Below are 19,587 nucleotides of genomic sequence, written 5' to 3'. Positions count from 1 at the left end.
GTCTATATAGTGGATCTCCTAAATAGGAAATTGCCTATGGACACTGGTTCGGAGGTCCGATGACCGACAAGACCGAGGCGCCCGGCGCCGACGCCGCCGGGGGCGGCGTCCTCTCCCCCCGCTACCGCGCACTGTCGTTAGGGCTCATCACGTCGGTCACGCTGGTGGCCTTCCTCTGGCTGGGCGTCGCCACGGTCCTGCCGGAGGCCGCCGAGGACCTCGGCGGGGTCCACCTCTTCGGCTGGGCGTTCACCGCCTTCATGCTCGCCAACCTCTTCGGCACCATCGCCGCCGGCCAGGGCGCCGACAAGGCCGGCCCCACCCGCCCCTACGTGCAGGCCTTCGTCGTCTTCGTGATCGGCTGCGTGGTCGCCGCGATCGCCTCCGACTGGTGGATCCTGCTGCTGGGCCGCGTCCTGCAGGGCCTCGGCGTCGGCGGCGTCCTCGCCCTGGCCTACCTGATCGTCGGCCTCGCCTACCCCGACGAGCTGCGGGCCCGGATGCTGGCGCTGGTGGCCTCGGCGTGGACGCTGCCCGCCCTGCTCGGCCCGGCCATCGCCGGTGCGATCGCGGGCGCCACCAACTGGCGCGTGGTCTTCCTGATCCTCGTCCCCCTGGTGCCCGCCGCCGCCCTGCTCACCCTGCCCGCGATGCGCAAGCTGAAGCCCACCGGCGACGGCACGCCGGGCGAGAACCGGCTGCCGCTGACCGTACTGCTGGTGCTCGGCGTCGGCGCGCTGCTCGCCGGCCTGGAGAACCGCAACCTCGCCGTGCTCGTGCCGCTGGTCGTCGTCGGCGTCGCGATCACCCTGCCCGTGCTCGGCAGGCTGCTGCCCGCCGGCACGCTCACCGTCCGCCGCGGCATGCCCGCCGGCATGATCGTGCGCGGCCTGGTCAGCGCCGCCTACTACGGCGGCGAGTCCTTCTTCCCGCTCAGCATGACCCGCGTGCTCGGCCTCAACACCCTCGGCTCCGGCCTCGCGCTGTCCGCGGGTGCCCTCACCTGGGTCAGCGGCGCCTGGCTGCAGGCGAAGCTGGACACCCGCAGCGGTGGCAAGGGCCGGCACGCCCGCGTCGTCCTGGGCTTCGTCCTGCTCGTCGCCGGTGACGCGCTGATCGCCCTGGCGGTGGGCACGGACCTCAAGAGCGTCCCGCTCGCCATCGCCGGCTGGGCCGTCGCCGGTCTCGGCATGGGCTTCGTCTACCCCGCCGTCACCACGATCGTCCTGTCCCTGGCCGACAAGGGCAAGGAGGGCGCGGCGAGTTCGAGCCTGCAGCTGTGCGAGACCCTGTCGGTCGCCGTGATGACCGGCCTCGGCACCGCCATCACCGCCTACGGCTCCTCGCACGACTGGTCCGACAGCCGCGGGCTCGGCATCATCTACGTCATCGCCGCCGCGTGCGCCTTCCTCGGCATCGCCGCGGGCCTGCGGACCGCCGTCCGCAAGGTCACCGGCGGCGGCACCGCGGACGGCGGCCCGGAGAGCGGTGCCGCGGCCGCGGCGACCCTGCAGGAACCGGAACGCACCGCCTGATCTCCCGGCCCCGTTCCGGTGTGCGCGGGCCCGGTTCGGTGCGCGGCGCGGAAAAGCTTCGGTCGCTGTACCGGGCCGGTCCGTGCTGTTCGCGGCCGCACTTTTCGTGATGCTTGAGGAGCCCGGTGCGAACGACGCGCCGGGTGTGCGGCCCCGGTGCCCGACCGCCCCGCAAGGGGCGGGCCCGGGCCGGGCCGCAGCCGGGAAGCTCCCCCTCCGTCAGGCGGGAGCGGAGTCACGGGAGGGAACCATGCCCGAAGCAGTGCTCGGCGGCGGCGTGCCGGCCGGCGGAACGGGGCCCCTGCTCACGGCGGAGCGCCACCGCGGCGGGGCCCGCGTCCGGTCCCGGGTGGAGATCCCGCTCCACCTGGCCGACGGCTCCTGGCAGACCGCGCACGTCATCACCTTCGACGGGCTGTCCGACGGCCGGGAGCACATCGCGGTCTCCTACACCCGCCACCCGGACGTCCCGCTGGTCCGCGTCCACTCGGAGTGCCTGACCGGCGACGTCCTCGGCTCGGGGCGGTGCGACTGCGGGCCGCAGCTGGACGAGTCGCTGCAGCGGGTGGCGGCGGAGGGCGGCATCCTGCTCTACCTGCGCCAGGAGGGCAGGGGCAGCCGCGACATCAGCCTCTACGACAAGCTCGACGCGTACGGCGCCCAGGACCCCGGTCCCGGCGTCCCCGCCGCGGGACACGGCCTGCGCCTCGCCGACGACTCCCGTGACTACCACGCGGCCGCCCAGATGCTCCGGGCCCTGGGCGTCTGCCGGGTCAGGCTGCTGACCAGCAACCCGGACAAGGTGCAGCAGCTGAGCTGGTACGGCATCGCCGTCGAGGAGCGGATCGGCTTCGCAGGCGCCTGCCGGGCGTGAGGCGCTCCCTCACGCGCCGCCCCCGGGCCGGGTCCTCACCCGGCCCGGGCGCCGGACCAGGCCGCGGGCTCCGGGCGCACCCCGGAGCCCGCGGAGCCGCTCTCCGGCAGCTCCGCGAAGTACCCGGCGAGGCCGGACCGGCCCTGCACGGCCAGCTTGCGGTAGACGCGGCTCAGGTGCAGCTCCACGGTGCGCTGGGTGACGAACAGCTTCGCCGCGATCTCCCGGTTGGTGAACTTGGCCACCGCCATGAGCGCGACCCGGCGCTCGGTCGGGGTGAGGGCGTCGATGCCGGCCTCGGTGGACCGCCGCGGCCGGGCCCCGGCCACCAGCAGCTCCTGACGGGCCGTCTGGGCCAGCACGGCCGCCCCGCACTGCTCGGCCAGGGACTGCGCGCGCCGCAGGTGCTCGCGGGCCTCGCCGAGCCGGCTCGACTTGCGCATCAGGATGCCCAGGTCGGTCAGCGCCCGGGCCAGGTCCAGCCTGGCCGAGGAGTCCTCCAGCACCTCGACGGCCTCCTGCAGCGCCTCTTCCCCGCCGAGGCCCTTGGCCAGCAGCCCGGCCACGCGCAGGGCCCGGCCGGTCGCCCGGCGGCCGCCCCAGCGGCGGGCCCGGGCGAGCTCCTCGTCGACGAGGGCGAGCGCGGTCTCGCGCTCGCCGAGCGCGGCGTGGACGAGGGCCGCTTCCGAACGCCAGGACAGCACCGACGGGTTGAGCTGGCCGGCGGCGCCGAGCCGGCGGCCGCACTCCATCAGGTCGGCCAGGCCGGCCTGCGGATGGCCGCAGGCCACGCGGAGCCGGCCGCGGTGGAAGAGCAGGGCCGCGAACGCGGCGCCCTCGGGCACCTCGGCGTCCAGGCCGAATTCGTTCAGCGCCCGGTTGGCCTCGCGCAGTTCACCGGCCTCCAGCAGCGCCGCGACGACCGCGGCCATCGCCTGCCCGGTGCGGCTCCAGTGGCCGGAGGGCGAGGTGCCGGCGGGCTCCAGGGCCGCGCGCGCGTCCTCCAGGCAGCCGGGGATGTCACCGGTGCGGTAGCGGACTTCGGCGCGCATGCTGTGGGCGATCGTGAGCAGGGTGCGCGAGCCCTCGGCCCGCGCCCGCTCCAGCAGCGCGTGGCACTCGGTCAGGGCGAGGTCGAGCTCGTCCGCGCGGGCGAGCACCTGCAGGGGCACGGTGCGGGTCGCGATGCGCCAGTCGAGGCTGACGTGTTCCTCCTGCAGCGCCTGCCGGGCCTGGTGGACGGCCCGGTCGCGCTCCTCGCCGCGGCGCGAGGAGCGCAGGGCCGCCAGGCTGAGCCGGGTGTGGCGCTCGCCCGGCGTCGCGTGGGCCGCGGTGGGGAGCGGGTCGGCGACCGCGGCGCAGTCCGCTTCGACGGCCGCGTCGACGGCGTGGTTCAGCTCGCGCAGCAGGCAGCGCTCGGCCCGCAGGGCGTCCGCGGCGGCCTCCTCCGCGCTGCGGGCCTCCGCCACCCCTTCCAGGAGGACGCGTTCGGCCTCCTCGGGCCGGCCCAGGAGTTGCAGGGCGTGGGCGATGCACAGCCGGATGTCGGCGCGTCCGGCGGGGTCGGGCTGCAGGGCGAGGGCGCGCCGCAGGTGTTCGACCGCGGCGGCCGGGTCGGCGGCGAGCTCGATCCGTCCGAGGGTGCGCAGGAGCTTGCCCCGGCAGGGGCCCTCGCACTCCTCCAGGCCGCGGTGCAGGTAGGCACGCGCGCGGCCGGTGTCGCCGCGCTGGATGACCTCGCCGGCCGCCGTGCACAGCACGGTGCAGGTCCAGTGCAGGCCCAGGGTGCTGCGGACGCGCAGGAGCTGGGCCGCGACGCGCTCGGCGGGGGCGCCGGACTCGTGGAGGAGCTGGGCGGCGCGGGCGTGCAGGGCGTCGCGGCGGCTGGGCGGGATGCGGGCGAGGACGGCGGTGCGCAGGACGGGCCGGGCGAAGCGGACGACGCTGTCCTGGCCGGTGAGGGCGCCTGCCCGGACGAGGGCGTCGACGACGTCGGCCGCGCCGAGCGCGTCCAGCCCGAGCAGCCGGGCGATCATGGTGGTGGTGGCGGAGCCGTCCAGGACGGCGGTGGCCTGGAGCACCGCCGCGGCGCCGGGGTAGGCGCGGTCGTAGCGCGGCAGGAGCGTGTCGGCGACCTCCACCGGGGCGAGTTCCCCGAGGCGGCCGGCGGCTTCGGCGTCGGGCCGCAGGCCGTGCAGGCGCATCAGGCGGAAGAGGGCTTCGAGGAGGTACGGGCTGCCGCCGGTGGCGGTGCGGCACGCTGCCACGAAGCGGGGGTCGGGGGTCTCGGGGGCGGCCGCGCCGGAGTCGGTGGCGGCGAAGGCGTCGGCGGCGACGCGGGCGGTCTCCTCGGCGGACAGGCCTCTTAACAGCACCCGGTGGCGGAAGGAGGAGAGCACCTCGGCGAGGACCGGATCGCCGGGGGTCTCGCCGAGGGCGACGGTGGCGACGACGACGACCGGCGTGTTCTCCAGACGGGCCATCAGGTAGCCGAGGCAGCGCAGGGACGCGGTGTCGGCCCACTGGAGGTCGTCGACGGCCAGCATCAGCGGGGTGCCGGTGGCCAGCAGCCGGGCCAGCGGGTGGACCGCCCCGGAGCCGGGCGCGGGGTGCGCGGCGTACGGGGCGGGGCAGTTGAGGTGGGCTTCCCACAGGCCCGGGGCGGCGGGGCCGGCGGGGCCCTCCGCGGCGCCGTCCAGGATGCTCCGGGCGCCGGCCATGAGCTGCTGCGCGACGCTGTACTCGGCGTCCTGCTCGGAGGCGCGGGCGCGGGCGGACAGCAGGTGAAGGCCGTGTTCTCCGGCCTGGTCCATGGCCTCGCGCAGGAGTCTGGTGCGCCCCATGCCGGCCGTGCCTTCGATGAGGATGCTCTGACCCCGGCCGTCGCCGGCGGCTTTCAGGATGTCGTGCACGCGCGTGCCCTCCCCGTAAGGCGGCGGGGCCGTCCCGGAGCTGCATGCCACTCCCCCGGGTCCCCCGTTTCCGGCCTGGTCTTTGCTGCCGTGTTGCCGTGGGTAGTGATGTGTCTCAGGAGGCCGGACCGTGAAGTCGAAGACGTTAACTCATATGAACAAGCTGACCAATAGTTGGCTCACCGTAGCTTATGGCATGACAAGAAGTGACCCTAACTTGAGAGTTGGGGCATTTCAACAGGTGTGCCGGAGCCACGGGCGCCGCCTGCTGCGCGGCGCCCGTGGCTCGGGGGATCCGGGTCCGGGGATACGGAGCGGGGCTCCGGCCGGGGTCGGGGGAGGGCGGGAGTCCGGCGGGCGTCAGGAGCGCTGCGTGCCCTGTTCCAGCTCCCGGAGCTTGCGGATCATGTCGGCGGCCATCCGCTTCCCCTCCGGGGAGAGCGCCGCGAGGTCGCCGCGCAGATAGACCGCGCTCACCCCGGCCTCCGCCATCGCCTGGTCCAGTTCGCGGCCGGCCAGGACCTCTTCGTCGATCATCCGCCGGGCCACGTCGTCCTCGGTGAAGTAGGAGACGGGCACGTCGAAGTACGCGGCGAGCGCGCACAGGTGCCGCAGCGTCGGATTCGTCCGCTCGCCGCGGTGCAGCTGCCACAGATACACACTGGAGAAGGTCTCGCCGGACTGCGCGGCGATCTCCGCGGCCAGCTTCTTGTAGGACGGCTTGCCGTTCTCGCTCGGCCCGGCACGCATCTTGAGCAGGTGGTCGAGCTTCTCCGCCACCGTGAGGCGGCGCCGGTCCGGACCGTCCCTCTCTTCACTCATCCTCTGCCAACCCCCCTCTGCACGGGACCAGTTTAGGCACGCGGGGCCGGGCCCCGCGCCCCCGGGCGCCCCGGAACTCGCTCGCTGTGATCGGACATGCACTCAGCATGTCCCGCGACCCCGCCCCCGCGCAGGAAAACGCCCGTGCTCACCGGCCGCCGCGAGGCGGCGGGTCAGTCGCCCGCCGCCTTGCGGAACTCGGCGAGGGCGGCGGTGCAGAACGCCTTCAGGTCGGCCGGTTTGCGGCTGGTGACCAGCGTGCCGGGCCCGTCGTTGCAGACCACGACCTCCTCGTCCACCCACGTGCCGCCCGCGTTGCGGATGTCCGTGCGCAGGCTGGGCCAGGAGGTGAGCGTGCGGCCGCGCATGACGTCCGCCTCGACGAGGGTCCAGGGGGCGTGGCAGATGGCGGCGACGGGCTTGCCGGCGTCGAAGAACGCCTTGACGAAGGCGACGGCCCGCTCGTCCATGCGCAGGAAGTCGGGGTTGGCGACGCCGCCGGGCAGGACCAGGCCGTCGAAGTCGCCGGCCCGCGCCGTGGCCACGTCCTCGTCGACGGCGAAGGTGTCCGCCTTGTCGAGGTGGTGGAAGGCCTGGATGCGGCCCGTCTTCGTGGACACCAGCCGCGGTGCCCCGGCGCTGTCCATGACGGCCTGCCAGGGGTCCGTCAGCTCGGCCTGCTCGACACCCTCCGGTGCCGCGAGAAATGCGATCCGCATGGTCATGGGGGTCCTCGTTCGGTGGGATCCGGGTGGGAACGGTGTGTACGGAAACGGTGTGCGGCAAGGCTCAGTCCGGCAGCTGCGGCAGCACCTTGCTGCGGTAGAAGTCGAAGAAGCCGCGCTGGTCGGGACCGATCTGGTTGATGTAGACGGTGTCGAAGCCGGCGTCGGCGTAGGCGCCGATCGCGGCCAGGTGGGCCTCCACGTCGTCCCCGCACGTCACCGCGGCGGCGACCCGCTCCTCCGGGACCAGCTCGCTCGCCTGCTCGAAGTGGCGTGGGGTGGGGAGGATCTGGGCCAGCTCGCCGGGGAGCTGCTCGGTGGCCCACAGCCGGTGCGCCGTGCGGAGGGCCTCGTCGCGGTCGGTGCCCCAGCACACCTTCAGCCCGCCGTGCGCGGGCTTGGTGCCGCCGCCGCTGCGCCGGAAGCGGTCGACCGCCTCGGCGTCGGGGGCCATGGTGAGGAAGCCGTCGCCGATGCGCCCGGCGAGCTCGGTCGCGGTCGGCCCGAACGCCGAGATGTCGATGGGCACGGGCTCGTCGGGGACGGTGTACAGCCGGGCGTTCTCGACGGTGTAGTGCTTGCCGTGGTGGCTGACCTCGCCGCCCTCGAAGAGGAGCCGCATCACCTGGACGGCCTCCTGCAGCATCTCCAGCCGCACCGCCGCCTGTGGCCAGGGGTCGCCGAGGATGTGTTCGTTGAGCGCCTCGCCGCTGCCCACGCCGAGCCGGAAGCGGCCCTCCAGCTGGACGGCGGCGGTGGCGGCCGCCTGGGCGACGACGGCCGGGTGCATCCGCATGATCGGGCAGGTGACGGCCGTCCGCACGGGCAGCGAGGTGGCCTGCGAGAGCGCGCCGATCACCGACCAGACGAAGGGGCTCTGGCCCTGTTCGGCGTTCCACGGATGGTAGTGGTCGGAGATCCACAGGGAGGTGAAGCCGGCCTGTTCGGCCATGCGCGCCTGTTCGACCAGGTCGGCGGGGCCGTGTTCCTCGCTGGACAGGAAGTAGCCGTATTCCGTCATCGGGGGTGACCTCCTGGAGGGCCGGGGCTTCGGCCACCGGGTATCCCCTCGGGCGCCGCGGAAACACCCGGGCGGAAATCCGTGCCCCGGCCCGTCACTCCCCGCAACCGCGCCCTCCGCGCCGGCACCGGCGCAGGGCCGTGCGGGCCGCTGCGGCCGCGGCGAGCAGGCCGGCGGCCGCGAACAGCTCCGGGTGCCGGGCGAGGGCCGCCTGCGGGGAGCGCCCGTGGGACCGCTCGTCGAAGACGCCGTGGGCGCCGAAGTCGCCGCCGGCGGCGTCGTCCACCGGCTGCCACAGGTTGTGCGGCCGGTCCGGGCGCACCTGCTCGTCGGTCTGCTGGGAGGAGATGCCGGTACGGGCCAGGTAGCGGTCCAGCAGGGCCGGGGCCGCCTTGTCCGCCAGGATCGTCGCGAGGGTCGAGCCGCCGACGTAGTACTGCTTGCGCCGGGGCCGGCAGGCCGCGTGGAAGACGGCGCGGGCGGCGACCTCCGGCTGGTAGATCGGCGGGACGGGCTGGGGGTGGTTGGGCAGCTTGGACAGCACCCAGGAGAACTGCGGGGTGTTGACCGCGGGCATCTGCACGACCGTGATGCGGACGCGGCTGTGCCGGGCGAGCAGCTCGGTCCGTACGGCGGAGGTGAAGCCGTTGACGGCGTGCTTGGCGCCGCAGTAGGCGGACTGCAGGGGCACGGAGCGGTAGCCGAGCGCCGAGCCGACCTGGACGACGGTGCCCGCGTCGCGCGGGAGCATCCGGCTCAGTGCGGCCCTGGTGCCGTGGACGCAGCCGAGGTAGGTGACGGCGGTGACGCGCTCGTACTCCTCCGGCGTGATGCGGCTGAAGGGCGCGAAGACGGAGGTGAAGGCGGCGTTGACCCAGACGTCGATGGGCCCGAACGCGTCCTCCGCGGCGCTCGCCGCGGCCTCCACCTGGGCGTGGTCGGCCACGTCGGTGGGCAGGACGAGGGCCCTGCCGCCCAGCCGGGTGACATCGGCGGCGGCGGCCGCGAGCCCGGCCCCGCCCCGGGCCAGCAGGGCCACCCGGTCGCCCTTGCGGGCGAACATGCGGGCCGTGGCGCGGCCGATCCCCGCGCTGGCGCCGGTGATGACGACGGTCCGGGTCATGGGGCTCCTTTCCCTGGGGCGGCGGGTGCTGACCTGGTCGGGCGGTCAGCGCACCCGGTACGGTTCGGCGCGGCCGGCGAGCAGGACCAGGCCGTGGCCCGGCGTGCCCTCCTCGCCCGGGCGGACGGATCCGCCGCCCGGGTCGAGGGCGCCGGCGAAGAACAGCGACTCGATCCTGGTGTGGTCGTGGAACCACTCCAGGTGGCGCAGGTTGGGCACGGCGGCCGCCGCGTGGGCGTGGACGTGGGGGGCGCAGTGCCCGGAGATCTGCACTCCGGCCGCCTCGGCCAGGGCGGCGGCCCGCAGCCAGACGGTGATGCCGCCGCAGCGGGTGGCGTCGGCCTGCAGGCAGTCCACGGCGCCGGCCTCCAGCATGCGGCCGAAGTAGGAGAGGGTGTAGCCGTATTCGCCCGCGGCGACGTCGGGCAGGGTCGCGGCGCGGATCTGCGCGAGGCCGGTGAGGTCGTCGGAGGAGACAGGCTCCTCGAACCAGAGGACGCCGTGGGCGTCCAGGTGCCGGGCCAGCCGGACGGCCTGCTTGCGGGTGTAGGCGCCGTTGGCGTCGACGTAGAGCTCCGCGCGGTCGCCGATGCTGCGGCGGGCGCGGGCGACGCGGTCGCGGTCCCGGTCCTCCGCGCCGCCCCACGACTCCCCGATCTTGATCTTGACCCGGGGGATGCCGAGCTCCTCGGTCCAGCTGCGCAGCTGGCGGTCCTGGTGGGCGTCGTCGTAGGTGGTGAAGCCGCCGCTGCCGTAGACGGGCACGTCCGTGCGGCACGCGCCGAGCAGCCGCACGAGCGGCAGGCCGAGCAGCCGGGCCTTGAGGTCCCACAGGGCGATGTCGACGGCCGAGAGGGCGCCGGCGACGAGGCCGGGGCGGCCGGCGTTGCGCACGGCGCGGCTCATCGCCTCGTTGGCCGCCGGCACGTCGAGAGCGGGGCGGCCGGTGACGACGCCCGCGAGCTGACCGGTGATCACTTCGGCGGTGGCCGGGGCGCCGTAGGTCCAGCCGGTGCCGGTGGTGCCGCCGGAGTGCACCGACGCCAGCACCAGCGTGGTGGAGTCCCACGCCAGGGTGCCGTCCGCCTCGGGGGCGTCCGTGGGGACGGTGTAGACGGCGGTCTCCACGCTCTCGACGAGGGGGTCGCCGGCGGCGGGGCGGCTCACCGGGGGGCTCCCGCGGGCGAGCGGAGGCCGCTGCGGGCCCCGGCGGCCAGCCGCCCGGCGGCGCGGTCGACGAGGGCCATGATGGTCAGGGCCGGGTTGGCGCTGCCCTGGGTGGGCAGCACGCTGCCGTCGGTGATGAGCAGGTTGGGCACGGCGAAGGTGCGCAGGTCGGCGTCGACGACGCCGCTTCGGGGCCCCGCGGCCATCCGGCAGCCGCCGACGAGGTGGGCGTACCGGTTGATGGTGATCACCTCGGTGGCGCCGGCCGCGCGCAGGATGTCCTCCATCACGGTGCGCGCGGCGCGGATGAGCATGCGGTCGTTGTCGCACTGGCTGTAGGAGAAGTGGGCGACGGGCAGGCCGTAGCGGTCCTTCTCGGACGAGAGGGTCACGCGGTTGTCCGGTTGGGGCAGCAGTTCGCACAGGGCTCCGAGGGTCGCCCAGTGGATGTAGTCGCCCATGTAGGTGCGCAGGTCCTCGCCCCAGTGGCCCTGGGCCGCGACGTGCTCGGCCCAGACGATCGGCAGCGGGGCGACGGTCTGCACGGAGAAGCCGCGCCGGTACGGCTTGGACCGGTCGGTCTCGTAGAAGTCCTCGGTGCTGACTTCGGGGGGCGGCGCCTTGTAGGCGCGCACCTCTTCGGTGAACCGGCCGGAGGTCTGCGGTGCGCCCTGCACCATGATGTAGCGGCCGACGAGGTCGAAGTCGTTGCACAGTCCCTCGGGGAAGCGGCGGCAGGCGGAGTTCAGCAGCAGCCGGGGCGTCTCGATGGAGTAGCCGGCGACGGCGACCATGCGGGCGCGCTGCAGCCGTTCCCTGCCTTGGTGCACGTAGCGGACGCCGGTGGCCAGGCGGCCCTGCGCGTCGAGTTCGATGCCCGTCACCATGGAGTCGGCGCGGATCTCGGCCCCGTGGGCCAGCGCGTCGGGGACGTGCGTGATGAGGGTGGAAGCCTTGGCGTTGACCTTGCAGCCCTGCAGGCAGAAGCCGCGGTAGATGCAGTGCGGGCGGTTGCCGAAGCGGCCGTTGGTGATGGCGACCGGGCCCACGCGCGCCTCGATGCCCAGGGCGGCGGCGCCGCGCAGGAACACCTCGCCGTTGCCGCCGACGGGGTGCGGGGCGTGCGGGTAGGGGTGCGGGTCGCCCCACGGCCAGTACTGGCCGGCGACGGGCAGCTCCTGCTCGATCCGCTCGTACGAAGCGCGCAGGTCCTCGTAGCGCAGCGGCCAGTCGGCGCCCACCCCGTCGTCGGTGAGCGTGGAGAAGTCGGAGGGGTGGAAGCGGGGCGTGTAGCCGGCGAAGTGCGTGGTGGAGCCGCCGACGCCGCGCCCGGAGTTGTTGGAGCCCAGCGGGACCGGGTCGTCGCCGGAGATGACGCGCGGTTCCGTCCAGTACAGGTGGTGCGAGCCGGCCTCGTCGCTGACCCAGTCGTGGTCGGGGTTCCAGAACGGGCCGGCCTCCAGGCAGACCACCGACCAGCCGTGCCGGGCCATGCGCTGGGTGAGCGTCGCGCCGCCGGCGCCGCAGCCGATGACGACGAGGTCGACCTCGTCGGTGTCGGCGAAGCGGCGCATGCCGCCGATGAGGGCGGGGTCGAAGCGGGTGTCGTCGCGGGGCAGGAGCCAGGCGGAGGCGTTGCGTTCGCGGACCGGGCGGTGGGAGGCGGTGGTCTGCCGCAGGGTGGCGGCGGCCGAGGAGAGGACGGTCCGGGCGGTGGGGCGGGGCAGGGAGGGGGAACGCGGCGGTTCGCGGAGCGTCTCGTAGGGCGGCGGTTCTTCCTCGGGGTCCTCGGCGACGGGGTCGACCGGGTGCTGCTCGGCCACTTCCCACCGCTCGCGCAGGCCCTCGCCGAGCCGGAGGTAGCCGCGCGGGTAGGCCGGGCCGCCGAAGCCGATCTCGTTCCAGGCCCAGGGGTGGGAGTAGAACGCGGTGGCGGTGTAGCGGGTCCACAGCCCCCACACGTGGCCGGCGGGCATGCCGTGCCAGCGTGCGCTGCCGGTGTCGCGCACGGCCTGGATCAGCGCGGCCTGCCGTTCGCGCGCGAGGCCGGGGAAGGGGGTGCCGTGCGCGGCGCGGGCGTCGTCGTCGAGGGCGGCGAGCGAGCGCCGCCACGCCTCGTCGTCCTCGGGCATGTCGGCGTACCGCCAGCCGTCGGTCTGCATTTCGGCGAGCCGGGCGTCGACCATCTGCAGGACGGGCACCCTGGGGTCGTCCCACTGCGCGAGCAGGTGGTCGAAGAGCGGCCGGGCCACGGCCTCCTCGGCGAGGGTGAAGAACCGCAGGTCCGGGAGCCTGGCGGTGCGGGAGAGGACGACGCCGGAGGTGGTGGCGTCCCACGTCCCGGCCTGGGCGAGCACGTCGTAGCCGGGGAACCGGTGGTGCTTCCGCCCCGGGACCGGCGCGTCCCGCCCGCCGGGTTCGTCGTGGCCCCGCACGGTCACCGTTCCCTGCGCAGCAGGGCGGCCAGCAGGCCCATGCCGCCGACCATCGTGACCAGCAGCGGCGCGAACAGCGGCGGCCCCAGCTCGATGTTGTAGCGGGCCATGGACCAGCCGCCGGGCTTCTGGGCGATGCCGCGGACGTGCAGGTAGGTGCCCTGCAGGCCGTTGGCGGCGATCGCCGCCGACGCCAGGGGCAGGGCGGTCTTGGCCATCCGCTCGCTGGCGAACCCGGCCACGCCCGCAGCGGCCCCGACGGGCCCGAGCAGCACGGGCCACCACATCACGCGGTTGCCGAAGCTGGCCCGGTCGTGCTCCAGGTAGATCTCCGCGGCCGTGACCACGGAACCGACCGCCGTCAGCAGGGACAGCGTGCGCTCGAAGCGGCCGTGCCGGACGTTCCGCACCATGCGGTCGAGGAGGTACGGCGCCTTGGCCGCCGGCCGGCGCCGTGCCCTCCGCGGCAGCGGGCTCATCCGCCGTCACCCGCCGCGTGCCCGCGGTGCTTGTGGCCGCCGGGCAGGATGTCCTGGATCTTCGCCTTGAGCCCCTGCCGGACCACGGCGGCGCGGTCGCTGTCGCCCTTGAGGACCGCCGCGGCCGCGGCCTCGATCTGGTCGAGGGTCGCGTGCGGCGGGATGGGCGGCACGGCCGGGTCGGTGCGGAAGTCGATGACGAAGGGCCGGTCGGCGGCGAGGGCCTGCTGCCAGGCGGCGACGACCGCGCCGGGCTCCTCCACGCGCACGCCGTCGAGGCCGATCGAGCGGGCGAAGTCCGCGTAGGGCACGTCGGGGATGGCCTGCGAGGGCAGGAACTGCGGGGCGCCCTCCATGGCGCGCATCTCCCACGTGACCTGGTTGAGGTCCTGGTTGTTGAGCACGGCCACGATCAGCCGCGGGTCCTGCCACTCCTTGTAGTACTTACCGGCGGTGATCAGCTCGGCCATCCCGTTCATCTGCATCGCCCCGTCGCCGACGAGGGCGATGGCCGGCCGGTCGGGGTGCGCGAACTTGGCGCCGATGGCGTACGGCACGCCGGGGCCCATCGTGGCCAGCGTGCCCGACAGCGAGCCGCGCATGGCGCCGCGGATCCGCAGGTGGCGGGCGTACCAGTTGGCGGCCGAGCCCGAGTCGGCCGACAGCATCGCGTTGTCGGGCAGCAGCGGGTCCAGGGCGTGGAAGACGTACTCCGGGTTGACCGGGTCGGCGGAGACCGCGGCGCGCCGCTCCATCACCTCCCACCAGCGGGCGGTGTTCTTCTCGATGCCGGCCCGCCACGCGCCGTGCTCCTTCGGCTTCAGCTGCGGCAGCAGCCGCGCGAGGGTCTCCCGCGCGTCGCCGACGAGGTTGATCTCGAAGGGGTAGCGCAGGCCGACCATGAAGGGGTCGATGTCGATCTGCACCGCGCGCGCCTGCCCGAACTCCGGCAGGAACTGCGTGTACGGGAAGCTCGACCCGATGACGACCAGCGTGTCGCAGTCGCGCATCAGCTCGTACGAGGGCCGGGTGCCCAGCAGCCCGATGGAGCCGGTCACGTACGGCAGGTCGTCGGGCAGCGCGTCCTTGCCCAGCAGCGCCTTGGCCACCCCGGCGCCGAGGACGCCGGCGAGCTGCTCGACCTCGGCGCGCGCGCCGCGGGCGCCCTGGCCGACGAGGATCGCCACCCGCTCACCGGCGTTGATCAGCTCCGCCGCCCGGGAGATCTCGGTGTCCGCGGGCACGGGCGCGTAGGGCGCCACGCCGAGGCTGGAGGGGACCATCTTGAACGCGTGCTGCGGCGGCGAGTAGTCGAGCTCCTGCACGTCGGCCGGGATGATCAGCGCCGTCACCGTGCGCTTCGTGTAGGCCGTGCGCATCGCCCGGTCCAGGACGTTCGGCAGCTGCTCGGGGACGGTCACCATCTCGCAGAACTCGGAGGCGACGTCCTTGTACAGGCTCAGCAGGTCCACCTCCTGCTGGTAGGAGCCGCCCATCGCGCTGCGGTTGGTCTGCCCGACGATCGCCACCACCGGCACGTGGTCGAGCTTGGCGTCGTAGAGGCCGTTGAGCAGGTGGATCGCGCCGGGCCCGGAGGTCGCGGCGCACACGCCCACCTTGCCGGAGAACTTCGCGTAGCCCACGGCCTCGAAGGCGGACATCTCCTCGTGGCGGGACTGGATGAACCGCGGGTTGTCGTCCGCCCGGCCCCACGCGGCCAGCAGGCCGTTGATGCCGTCACCCGCATAGGCGAACACGCGGTCGACGTCCCATTCGCGCAGCCGCTGGAGGAGGTGGTCGGACACCTTGGTGGACATGGGTCTCCCTTTCACGGGGGCGTTGCGGTCGTCTCGCGGCGGGGCGGCGCGCACCCCGCCACAGTGCTACGGGTGACCGCTCTCGGGCGGGGGAAACCCGGCGTCCGGCGAATCCCTCGGACGGACCCGCACGGACGTGCGGTGTCAGTCCTTCGGCCGGTAGCGGTGCAGCGCCCAGCAGGGCAGGCCGAACCAGCACACGATCAGCCAGAGCACGATGCCCGCCACCAGCCAGGGGACCGCGGAGTTGTGCAGGGCGACGCGCAGGATGAGCAGCAGCGACGAGGCGACGGTGCACAGCAGCAGGACGACCCCGGCCATCGTCAGCCGGGCGGCCCACACGACCGTCTCCGGCTTGATGCGGCGTCCGGTGACGAGCCGGTGGAAGGAGACCGGGCCGATCAGGGCGCCGGTGGTGGCGGCGCCCAGCATGACGGTGACCACGTAGACGGTGTGGTCGGTGGCGTCGAGCGTGGCGAAGCGCGGGGTGAAGACCACGGTCAGCAGGAAGCCGAAGAGGATCTGCACGCCCGTCTGGGTGACGCGCACCTCCTGCAGCAGTTCGCCCCAGCGCCGGTCGGCGCGCTCCTCGGGCGTCTCCCGGCGGCCGCCCGGGGACCCGTCGGGGGGCACGCGCCTGCCGGGGCCGCCGTCCTGCGCTCCGCTCACCGCCATGCCGTCCCTCCGCGTCGACGCGGACCGGAGTACCCCCGGCCGGCCCCGGACATGCATGCGTGCTGCCGCCGTGCGCCGCCATACCCCGCGGCGGCCCGGGTACACGCCCTGCGACACGCGCCGTGCGGGATCCGCCGGATCGCCGGGCCCGCAGGCCGATACTGGGGCATTCCCGCGAGTTGCGGAGGTGGAGCGGATGGCGCGCGGCATCGCACGGGCCGCGGCGGAGGTCCTCGCGTGGTGGGCGGGGCTCACCGCGGTGTGGACCGTCCTCATCAGTCAGGCCGACGCGCTGGAGCTCGCCGCCGGAGCGGGCGCGGCCCTGCTCGCGGCGTGGGCGGCCCGCGGCGCCCGCCGGGCCGCGGCCCGGTGAACTGGTGGCTGGCGGCCGCCTGCGCGCTCATCGCCGGCGGTCTCGGGCCCTGCCTGTGGGCCGCGGCCCGCGGGGCGGCCGGGCAGCGCGTCGTCGCCCAGAACATGGCGACGCTCCTGCTGTGCCTGGTCTTCCTGCTGCTGGCCCAGGGCTACGGGCGCCCCTCCTACGTCGACCTCGCGCTGGTCATCGCGGTGCTGGGCCCGGCGGGCACGCTCGTCTTCACCCGGCTGCTCGGTGACGAGATCGGCGAGCGGCCGCCCGGGCGGCGCTGGCTCACCCCCGCCGTGCTCGCCGGCACCCCGGCGGTCGTCGTCCCGATGTGCGTCGTGACGGGACCGGGCCGGGCGATGCTCAAGCTGGTCCTCATCGGCGTGCTCCTGATCGCCGGCGGGGCCGTCACGTCCGCGGCGGTGCGCCATGGCTGACGCGCTCGCCACCGTCGCCCTGCTGCTCGTCGCGGCCGCGGCCACCGTGGCGGTGCTGCAGCGCGACCCGGCCCGGCAGGCGATCGTGCTGTCCCTGCTGGGCCTCGCGCTCGCCGTCCTCTTCACCGTCCTGCAGGCGCCGGACGTGGGTCTCGCGCAGCTCGCCGTGGGCTCGGCCGTCACTCCGCTGATGATCCTGCTGACGGTCCGCAAGGTGCGGCGCAAGGGGCGTCGGGAGTGACGCGCCGCGTACGGCTGTGGATCCTGGCCGTCGGGCTGCTCACCGTCGCCGCGCTGTACGCGGCGGCCTGTACGGACCTGCCGGGCTTCGGCAACTCCTGGCACCCGTACGGCGACCGGGCGGTGCGCGCCTCCCTGCAGCAGCACACCGCGAACGCCGTCTCCTCCGTCAACTTCGACCAGCGCGCCTTCGACACCCTCGGCGAGGAGAGCGTCCTGTTCGCCAGCGTGCTGGGCACGCTGGTGCTGCTGCGGCAGACCCGCGGCGAGAAGCGCGTCGCCCCGGAAACCGCCCGCGTGCCGGGCGTCCTGCGGCGCTACGGCCGCCTGATGCTGCCGGTCGCCCTGCTCATCGGCCTCTACGTGATCGCGCACGGCCAGCTCAGCCCGGGCGGCGGCTTCCAGGGCGGCGTGGTCGTCGCCACCTCCGTGCACCTGCTGTACATCGCCGTCGACTACCCGGCGCTGGAGCGCTTCCGGCGGCTCGGCGTGTATGAACTGGCCGACGGGGCGGGGGAAGCCGCGTACGTGCTGCTCGGCGCCGCCGGGCTGATCGCGGGCTCGGCCTACCTGGCCAACACGCTGCCGCTCGGCACGTTCAACACGCTCTCCTCCGGCGGCACGGTGCCGCTGCTCAACGCCGCCGTCGGGGTGGAGGTCACGTCGGCCGTCGTGGTGCTGCTGGCGCACTTCCTCGGCCAGGCCCTGGAGCTGGAGGAGGACGGCGGGAGCGCCGAGAAGGGAGAGAGGGAAGAGAGGGGTGAGAAGGGTGCGTGACACATGAGCCTGTTTCCGTATCTGGTCGCCGGGTGGGTCTTCCTCGTCGGCGTCCACGGCATCGCCACCAGCCGCAATCTCGTCCACGCCGTGGGGTGCCTCGCCGTCACCCAGTCCTCCACCTATGTGCTCCTGCTGTCCGTCGGCTACCGGAAGGGCGCCACCGCACCCGTCTTCTCCGACGTGCCGGTGGACTCGCGCGTCGTCGACCCCGTGGTGCAGGCCCTCGCCCTCACGGACGTGGTCGTGGGCGCGACCATCACCGCCCTGCTGCTCGCCCTCGTCGTCCAGACCGCCAAGCGGCACGGGACCGTCGATCCCGACGAGCTGTCCGCGCTGAAGGGCTGAGCGGGGTGGGCCGGCTGCTCCCGCTGATCGTCGTGGTGCCGCTGCTGGGCGCGGCGCTGCTGGTGGCGGGCGGCCGCCACGTGCCCCGGCCGGTCGCGGAGGCCGTGGCGGGGCTGGCCGCGGCGTCCTCCGCCGGGCTCGCGGCCTTCGGCCTGAGCCGTCCGCCGGACGTCTCCTGGCTCGGCGCCTGGCGTCCGCTGGGCGGTCACAGCGTGGGGATCGTCCTGGTCGGCGACCGCATCGGACTGGGCCTGGCCGCGCTGACGTCGCTGCTCGTCGTGGCCGTGCTCGCCTATTCCTGGCACTACTTCGAGGAGCCGCCGGAAGGGCACGGCGGCGCCTTCCCCGCCCTGGTCCTGCTCTTCCAGGCGGGCATGTGCGGCTTCGCACTGACCGGCGACCTCTTCGACGCGTTCGTGTTCTTCGAGCTGATGGGCGTCGTCGGCTACGCCCTGACCGGCTACCGCGTCGAGGAGCCCCGCCCGGTGCAGGGCGCGCTGGCCTTCGGTTTCGTCAACTCCCTCGGCGGCTACGCCAGTCTGCTCGGCATCGGCCTGCTGTACGCCCGCACGGGCGAGCTCGGCATGGCGCAGGCCGGCCGGGCCCTGGACGAAGCGGCCGCCTCCGCGGGCCACGGCGGCCCGGACGCCCTGGTCGTCGCCGCGTTCGTGCTGGTCCTGACCGGGCTGCTGGTCAAGGCCGCGGCCGTGCCCTTCCACTTCTGGCTGCCGGATGCGCACGCCGTGGCGCCGACGCCGGTGTGCATCCTGCTGTCCGGCGTCATGGTGGAGATGGGCGGCTACGGCGCCGCGCGGGTGTACATGACCGTCTTCGCCGGACCGGGCGGCGTCCCGGCCGCGGGGGCGCGGCGCACGCTCCTGGTGCTGGGCGTGGCGAGTGCGCTGGTGGGCGCGCTGATGTGCTGGCAGCAGCGGCACGTCAAGCGGCTGCTGGCCTTCTCCACGGTGGCGCACACCGGCCTGTTCCTCACCGGGATCGCCCTCCTGACGCCGCACGGCATCGCCGGCACGGCCCTGTACGTGCTCGGGCACGCCGGGGCGAAGGCCGCCCTCTTCGCGTGCACCGGCATCCTCCTGGACCGGCACGGCACCGTCGACGAGTGCGAGCTGCACGGGAAGGGCCGCGACACCGCGGGCGTGGGTCTGCTCTTCGCCGCCGGCGGGCTGGCGCTCGCCGGGCTGCCGCCGTTCGGCACGAGCCTGGGCAAGGCGCTCGTGGAGGAGCAGTCCCCCTGGCTGCCCGCCCTGTTCGTGCTCGTCTCGGCGGTGACCGGCGGCGCGGCGCTGCGGGTCGCCGCGCATGTCTTCCTCGGCGCGGGGCAGGCGGGAGGGGACGGAGAGGAAGGGGCCGAGGGGCCGGAGACCACCGGCGGGGGCGAGGAGCCCGAGACCGGCCGCCGCGTGCGCCGCCCGCCCGTCCCCATGGTGACGGTGGCGGCGCTCCTGCTGGCCGGGTCGCTCGCCGTGGGCACGGTGCCCGCGCTCACCGGCGCCGTCACGGCCGCCGCGGAGGCCTTCACGGACCACGGCGGCTATGCGGCGGCGGTGCTCGACGGCCGTCCCGCCGGGCGTGCGGGAGGGGCGTACGACTGGTGGACGTGGTCCGGGGCGGGCTTCGGCCTGCTGTCGGCGGCGCTCGCCGTCGCGCTCGCCGCCCTGGCCGTGCGCCGGTCCTGGCGGGCCGTGCCGGGGAGCGCGCCCCTGCGGCGGCTGCAGTCCGGGCACATCGGCGACTACGTGACCTGGACGGTGGCCGGCGTCGGGCTGGTGTCCCTGCTGGCCCTGTGGTGACCGGTGGCGGCACTGCCACGACCCG

Annotated in this window: 18 protein-coding genes; 8 read left to right on the top strand and 10 right to left on the bottom strand. The window is 74.6% G+C overall.

The annotated features are described in order from the left end of the window. The first annotated feature begins 59 nt into the window (after window positions 1-59). Together ACFZCD_RS09320 and ribA are read left to right on the top strand one after the other, a co-directional pair. Window positions 60-1,535, top strand: coding sequence for an MFS transporter (locus ACFZCD_RS09320; protein ID WP_391829190.1), 1,476 nt, complete (start codon window positions 60-62; stop codon window positions 1,533-1,535). Window positions 1,536-1,785: 250 nt separating this feature from the next. Continuing rightward, window positions 1,786-2,409, top strand: coding sequence for a GTP cyclohydrolase II RibA (ribA, locus tag ACFZCD_RS09315; RefSeq protein WP_391829189.1), 624 nt, complete (start codon window positions 1,786-1,788; stop codon window positions 2,407-2,409). Between the two features lie 35 nt (window positions 2,410-2,444). Here ribA and ACFZCD_RS09310 read toward each other — a convergent pair whose 3' ends face one another. The 10 genes from ACFZCD_RS09310 to ACFZCD_RS09265 form a co-directional block, all read right to left on the bottom strand. Beyond that, a complete protein-coding gene (locus tag ACFZCD_RS09310; protein WP_391829188.1) occupies window positions 2,445-5,321 on the bottom strand; it encodes an AAA family ATPase in 2,877 nt (958 codons plus the stop codon). 360 nt (window positions 5,322-5,681) lie between these two features. Next, window positions 5,682-6,143 (bottom strand): XRE family transcriptional regulator, encoded by a 462-nt coding sequence (locus ACFZCD_RS09305; RefSeq protein ID WP_391829187.1) that lies wholly within the window; start codon window positions 6,141-6,143, stop codon window positions 5,682-5,684. A 173-nt stretch (window positions 6,144-6,316) separates the two neighbouring features. After that, window positions 6,317-6,862 (bottom strand): type 1 glutamine amidotransferase domain-containing protein, encoded by a 546-nt coding sequence (locus tag ACFZCD_RS09300; protein WP_391829614.1) that lies wholly within the window; start codon window positions 6,860-6,862, stop codon window positions 6,317-6,319. Between the two features lie 70 nt (window positions 6,863-6,932). After that, window positions 6,933-7,889, bottom strand: a complete 957-nt coding sequence (locus ACFZCD_RS09295; RefSeq protein ID WP_391829186.1) for a TIGR03557 family F420-dependent LLM class oxidoreductase — start codon at window positions 7,887-7,889, stop codon at window positions 6,933-6,935. Window positions 7,890-7,983: 94 nt separating this feature from the next. Continuing rightward, the gene (locus ACFZCD_RS09290) at window positions 7,984-9,012 is read right to left on the bottom strand and encodes an SDR family oxidoreductase (protein WP_391829185.1); all 1,029 of its coding nucleotides are present in this window, start codon (window positions 9,010-9,012) and stop codon (window positions 7,984-7,986) included. Window positions 9,013-9,057: 45 nt separating this feature from the next. Continuing rightward, window positions 9,058-10,179: an enolase C-terminal domain-like protein gene (locus ACFZCD_RS09285; protein WP_391829184.1), complete on the bottom strand. Its 1,122-nt coding sequence runs from the start codon at window positions 10,177-10,179 to the stop codon at window positions 9,058-9,060. Next, window positions 10,176-12,614, bottom strand: a complete 2,439-nt coding sequence (locus ACFZCD_RS09280; protein WP_391829183.1) for a GMC family oxidoreductase — start codon at window positions 12,612-12,614, stop codon at window positions 10,176-10,178. Before ACFZCD_RS09280 ends, ACFZCD_RS09285 begins: the two co-directional genes overlap by 4 nt. A 2-nt stretch (window positions 12,615-12,616) precedes the next feature. Further along, complete coding sequence (locus ACFZCD_RS09275) at window positions 12,617-13,093, bottom strand: hypothetical protein (RefSeq protein WP_391829182.1); 477 nt, start codon at window positions 13,091-13,093, stop codon at window positions 12,617-12,619. Then, complete coding sequence (locus tag ACFZCD_RS09270) at window positions 13,090-14,910, bottom strand: thiamine pyrophosphate-requiring protein (protein ID WP_391829181.1); 1,821 nt, start codon at window positions 14,908-14,910, stop codon at window positions 13,090-13,092. The genes ACFZCD_RS09275 and ACFZCD_RS09270 overlap by 4 nt, the downstream gene beginning before the upstream one ends. A 144-nt stretch (window positions 14,911-15,054) precedes the next feature. Next, window positions 15,055-15,585, bottom strand: coding sequence for a DUF6328 family protein (locus ACFZCD_RS09265; RefSeq protein WP_391829180.1), 531 nt, complete (start codon window positions 15,583-15,585; stop codon window positions 15,055-15,057). A 196-nt stretch (window positions 15,586-15,781) separates the two neighbouring features. Between ACFZCD_RS09265 and ACFZCD_RS09260 the strand changes: the two genes are divergently transcribed. The 6 genes from ACFZCD_RS09260 to ACFZCD_RS09235 are packed head-to-tail and all read left to right on the top strand — an operon-like array spanning window position 15,782 to window position 19,562. After that, entirely contained in the window at window positions 15,782-15,958 is a 177-nt protein-coding gene (locus tag ACFZCD_RS09260; RefSeq protein WP_391829179.1) for a hypothetical protein, read from the top strand. Continuing rightward, window positions 15,955-16,386 carry an MrpF/PhaF family protein gene (locus tag ACFZCD_RS09255; protein ID WP_391829178.1) on the top strand — a complete coding sequence of 144 codons (432 nt, stop codon included), beginning with the start codon at window positions 15,955-15,957 and terminating at the stop codon, window positions 16,384-16,386. The genes ACFZCD_RS09260 and ACFZCD_RS09255 overlap by 4 nt, the downstream gene beginning before the upstream one ends. Continuing rightward, window positions 16,379-16,627 carry a hydrogenase subunit MbhD domain-containing protein gene (locus ACFZCD_RS09250; protein WP_391829177.1) on the top strand — a complete coding sequence of 83 codons (249 nt, stop codon included), beginning with the start codon at window positions 16,379-16,381 and terminating at the stop codon, window positions 16,625-16,627. Before ACFZCD_RS09255 ends, ACFZCD_RS09250 begins: the two co-directional genes overlap by 8 nt. Next, complete coding sequence (locus ACFZCD_RS09245; RefSeq protein ID WP_391829176.1) at window positions 16,624-17,403, top strand: MnhB domain-containing protein; 780 nt, start codon at window positions 16,624-16,626, stop codon at window positions 17,401-17,403. The genes ACFZCD_RS09250 and ACFZCD_RS09245 overlap by 4 nt, the downstream gene beginning before the upstream one ends. 3 nt (window positions 17,404-17,406) lie before the next feature. Further along, window positions 17,407-17,751, top strand: a complete 345-nt coding sequence (locus ACFZCD_RS09240) for a sodium:proton antiporter (protein ID WP_391829175.1) — start codon at window positions 17,407-17,409, stop codon at window positions 17,749-17,751. A 5-nt stretch (window positions 17,752-17,756) separates the two neighbouring features. Beyond that, window positions 17,757-19,562: a complex I subunit 5 family protein gene (locus ACFZCD_RS09235; protein WP_391829174.1), complete on the top strand. Its 1,806-nt coding sequence runs from the start codon at window positions 17,757-17,759 to the stop codon at window positions 19,560-19,562. Window positions 19,563-19,587 lie beyond the last annotated feature (25 nt).

The sequence above is a fragment of the Streptomyces sp. NPDC008001 genome (assembly GCF_042958085.1).
In the GTDB taxonomy this organism is placed as follows: Bacteria; Actinomycetota; Actinomycetes; order Streptomycetales; family Streptomycetaceae; genus Streptomyces.
This window is presented reverse-complemented; position numbering and strand designations above follow the sequence as displayed.

Excerpts from the sequence above, each read along its gene's own strand:
- ACFZCD_RS09320 (WP_391829190.1), top strand. The coding sequence starts at position 60 with ATGACCGACAAGACCGAGGCGCCCGGCGCCGACGCCGCCGGGGGCGGC.
- ribA (WP_391829189.1), top strand. The coding sequence starts at position 1,786 with ATGCCCGAAGCAGTGCTCGGCGGCGGCGTGCCGGCCGGCGGAACGGGG.
- ACFZCD_RS09305 (WP_391829187.1), bottom strand. The coding sequence starts at position 6,143 with ATGAGTGAAGAGAGGGACGGTCCGGACCGGCGCCGCCTCACGGTGGCG.
- ACFZCD_RS09300 (WP_391829614.1), bottom strand. The coding sequence starts at position 6,862 with ATGCGGATCGCATTTCTCGCGGCACCGGAGGGTGTCGAGCAGGCCGAG.
- ACFZCD_RS09295 (WP_391829186.1), bottom strand. The coding sequence starts at position 7,889 with ATGACGGAATACGGCTACTTCCTGTCCAGCGAGGAACACGGCCCCGCC.
- ACFZCD_RS09290 (WP_391829185.1), bottom strand. The coding sequence starts at position 9,012 with ATGACCCGGACCGTCGTCATCACCGGCGCCAGCGCGGGGATCGGCCGC.
- ACFZCD_RS09275 (WP_391829182.1), bottom strand. The coding sequence starts at position 13,093 with ATGAGCCCGCTGCCGCGGAGGGCACGGCGCCGGCCGGCGGCCAAGGCG.
- ACFZCD_RS09270 (WP_391829181.1), bottom strand. The coding sequence starts at position 14,910 with ATGTCCACCAAGGTGTCCGACCACCTCCTCCAGCGGCTGCGCGAATGG.
- ACFZCD_RS09265 (WP_391829180.1), bottom strand. The coding sequence starts at position 15,585 with ATGGCGGTGAGCGGAGCGCAGGACGGCGGCCCCGGCAGGCGCGTGCCC.
- ACFZCD_RS09260 (WP_391829179.1), top strand. The coding sequence starts at position 15,782 with ATGGCGCGCGGCATCGCACGGGCCGCGGCGGAGGTCCTCGCGTGGTGG.
- ACFZCD_RS09250 (WP_391829177.1), top strand. The coding sequence starts at position 16,379 with ATGGCTGACGCGCTCGCCACCGTCGCCCTGCTGCTCGTCGCGGCCGCG.
- ACFZCD_RS09240 (WP_391829175.1), top strand. The coding sequence starts at position 17,407 with ATGAGCCTGTTTCCGTATCTGGTCGCCGGGTGGGTCTTCCTCGTCGGC.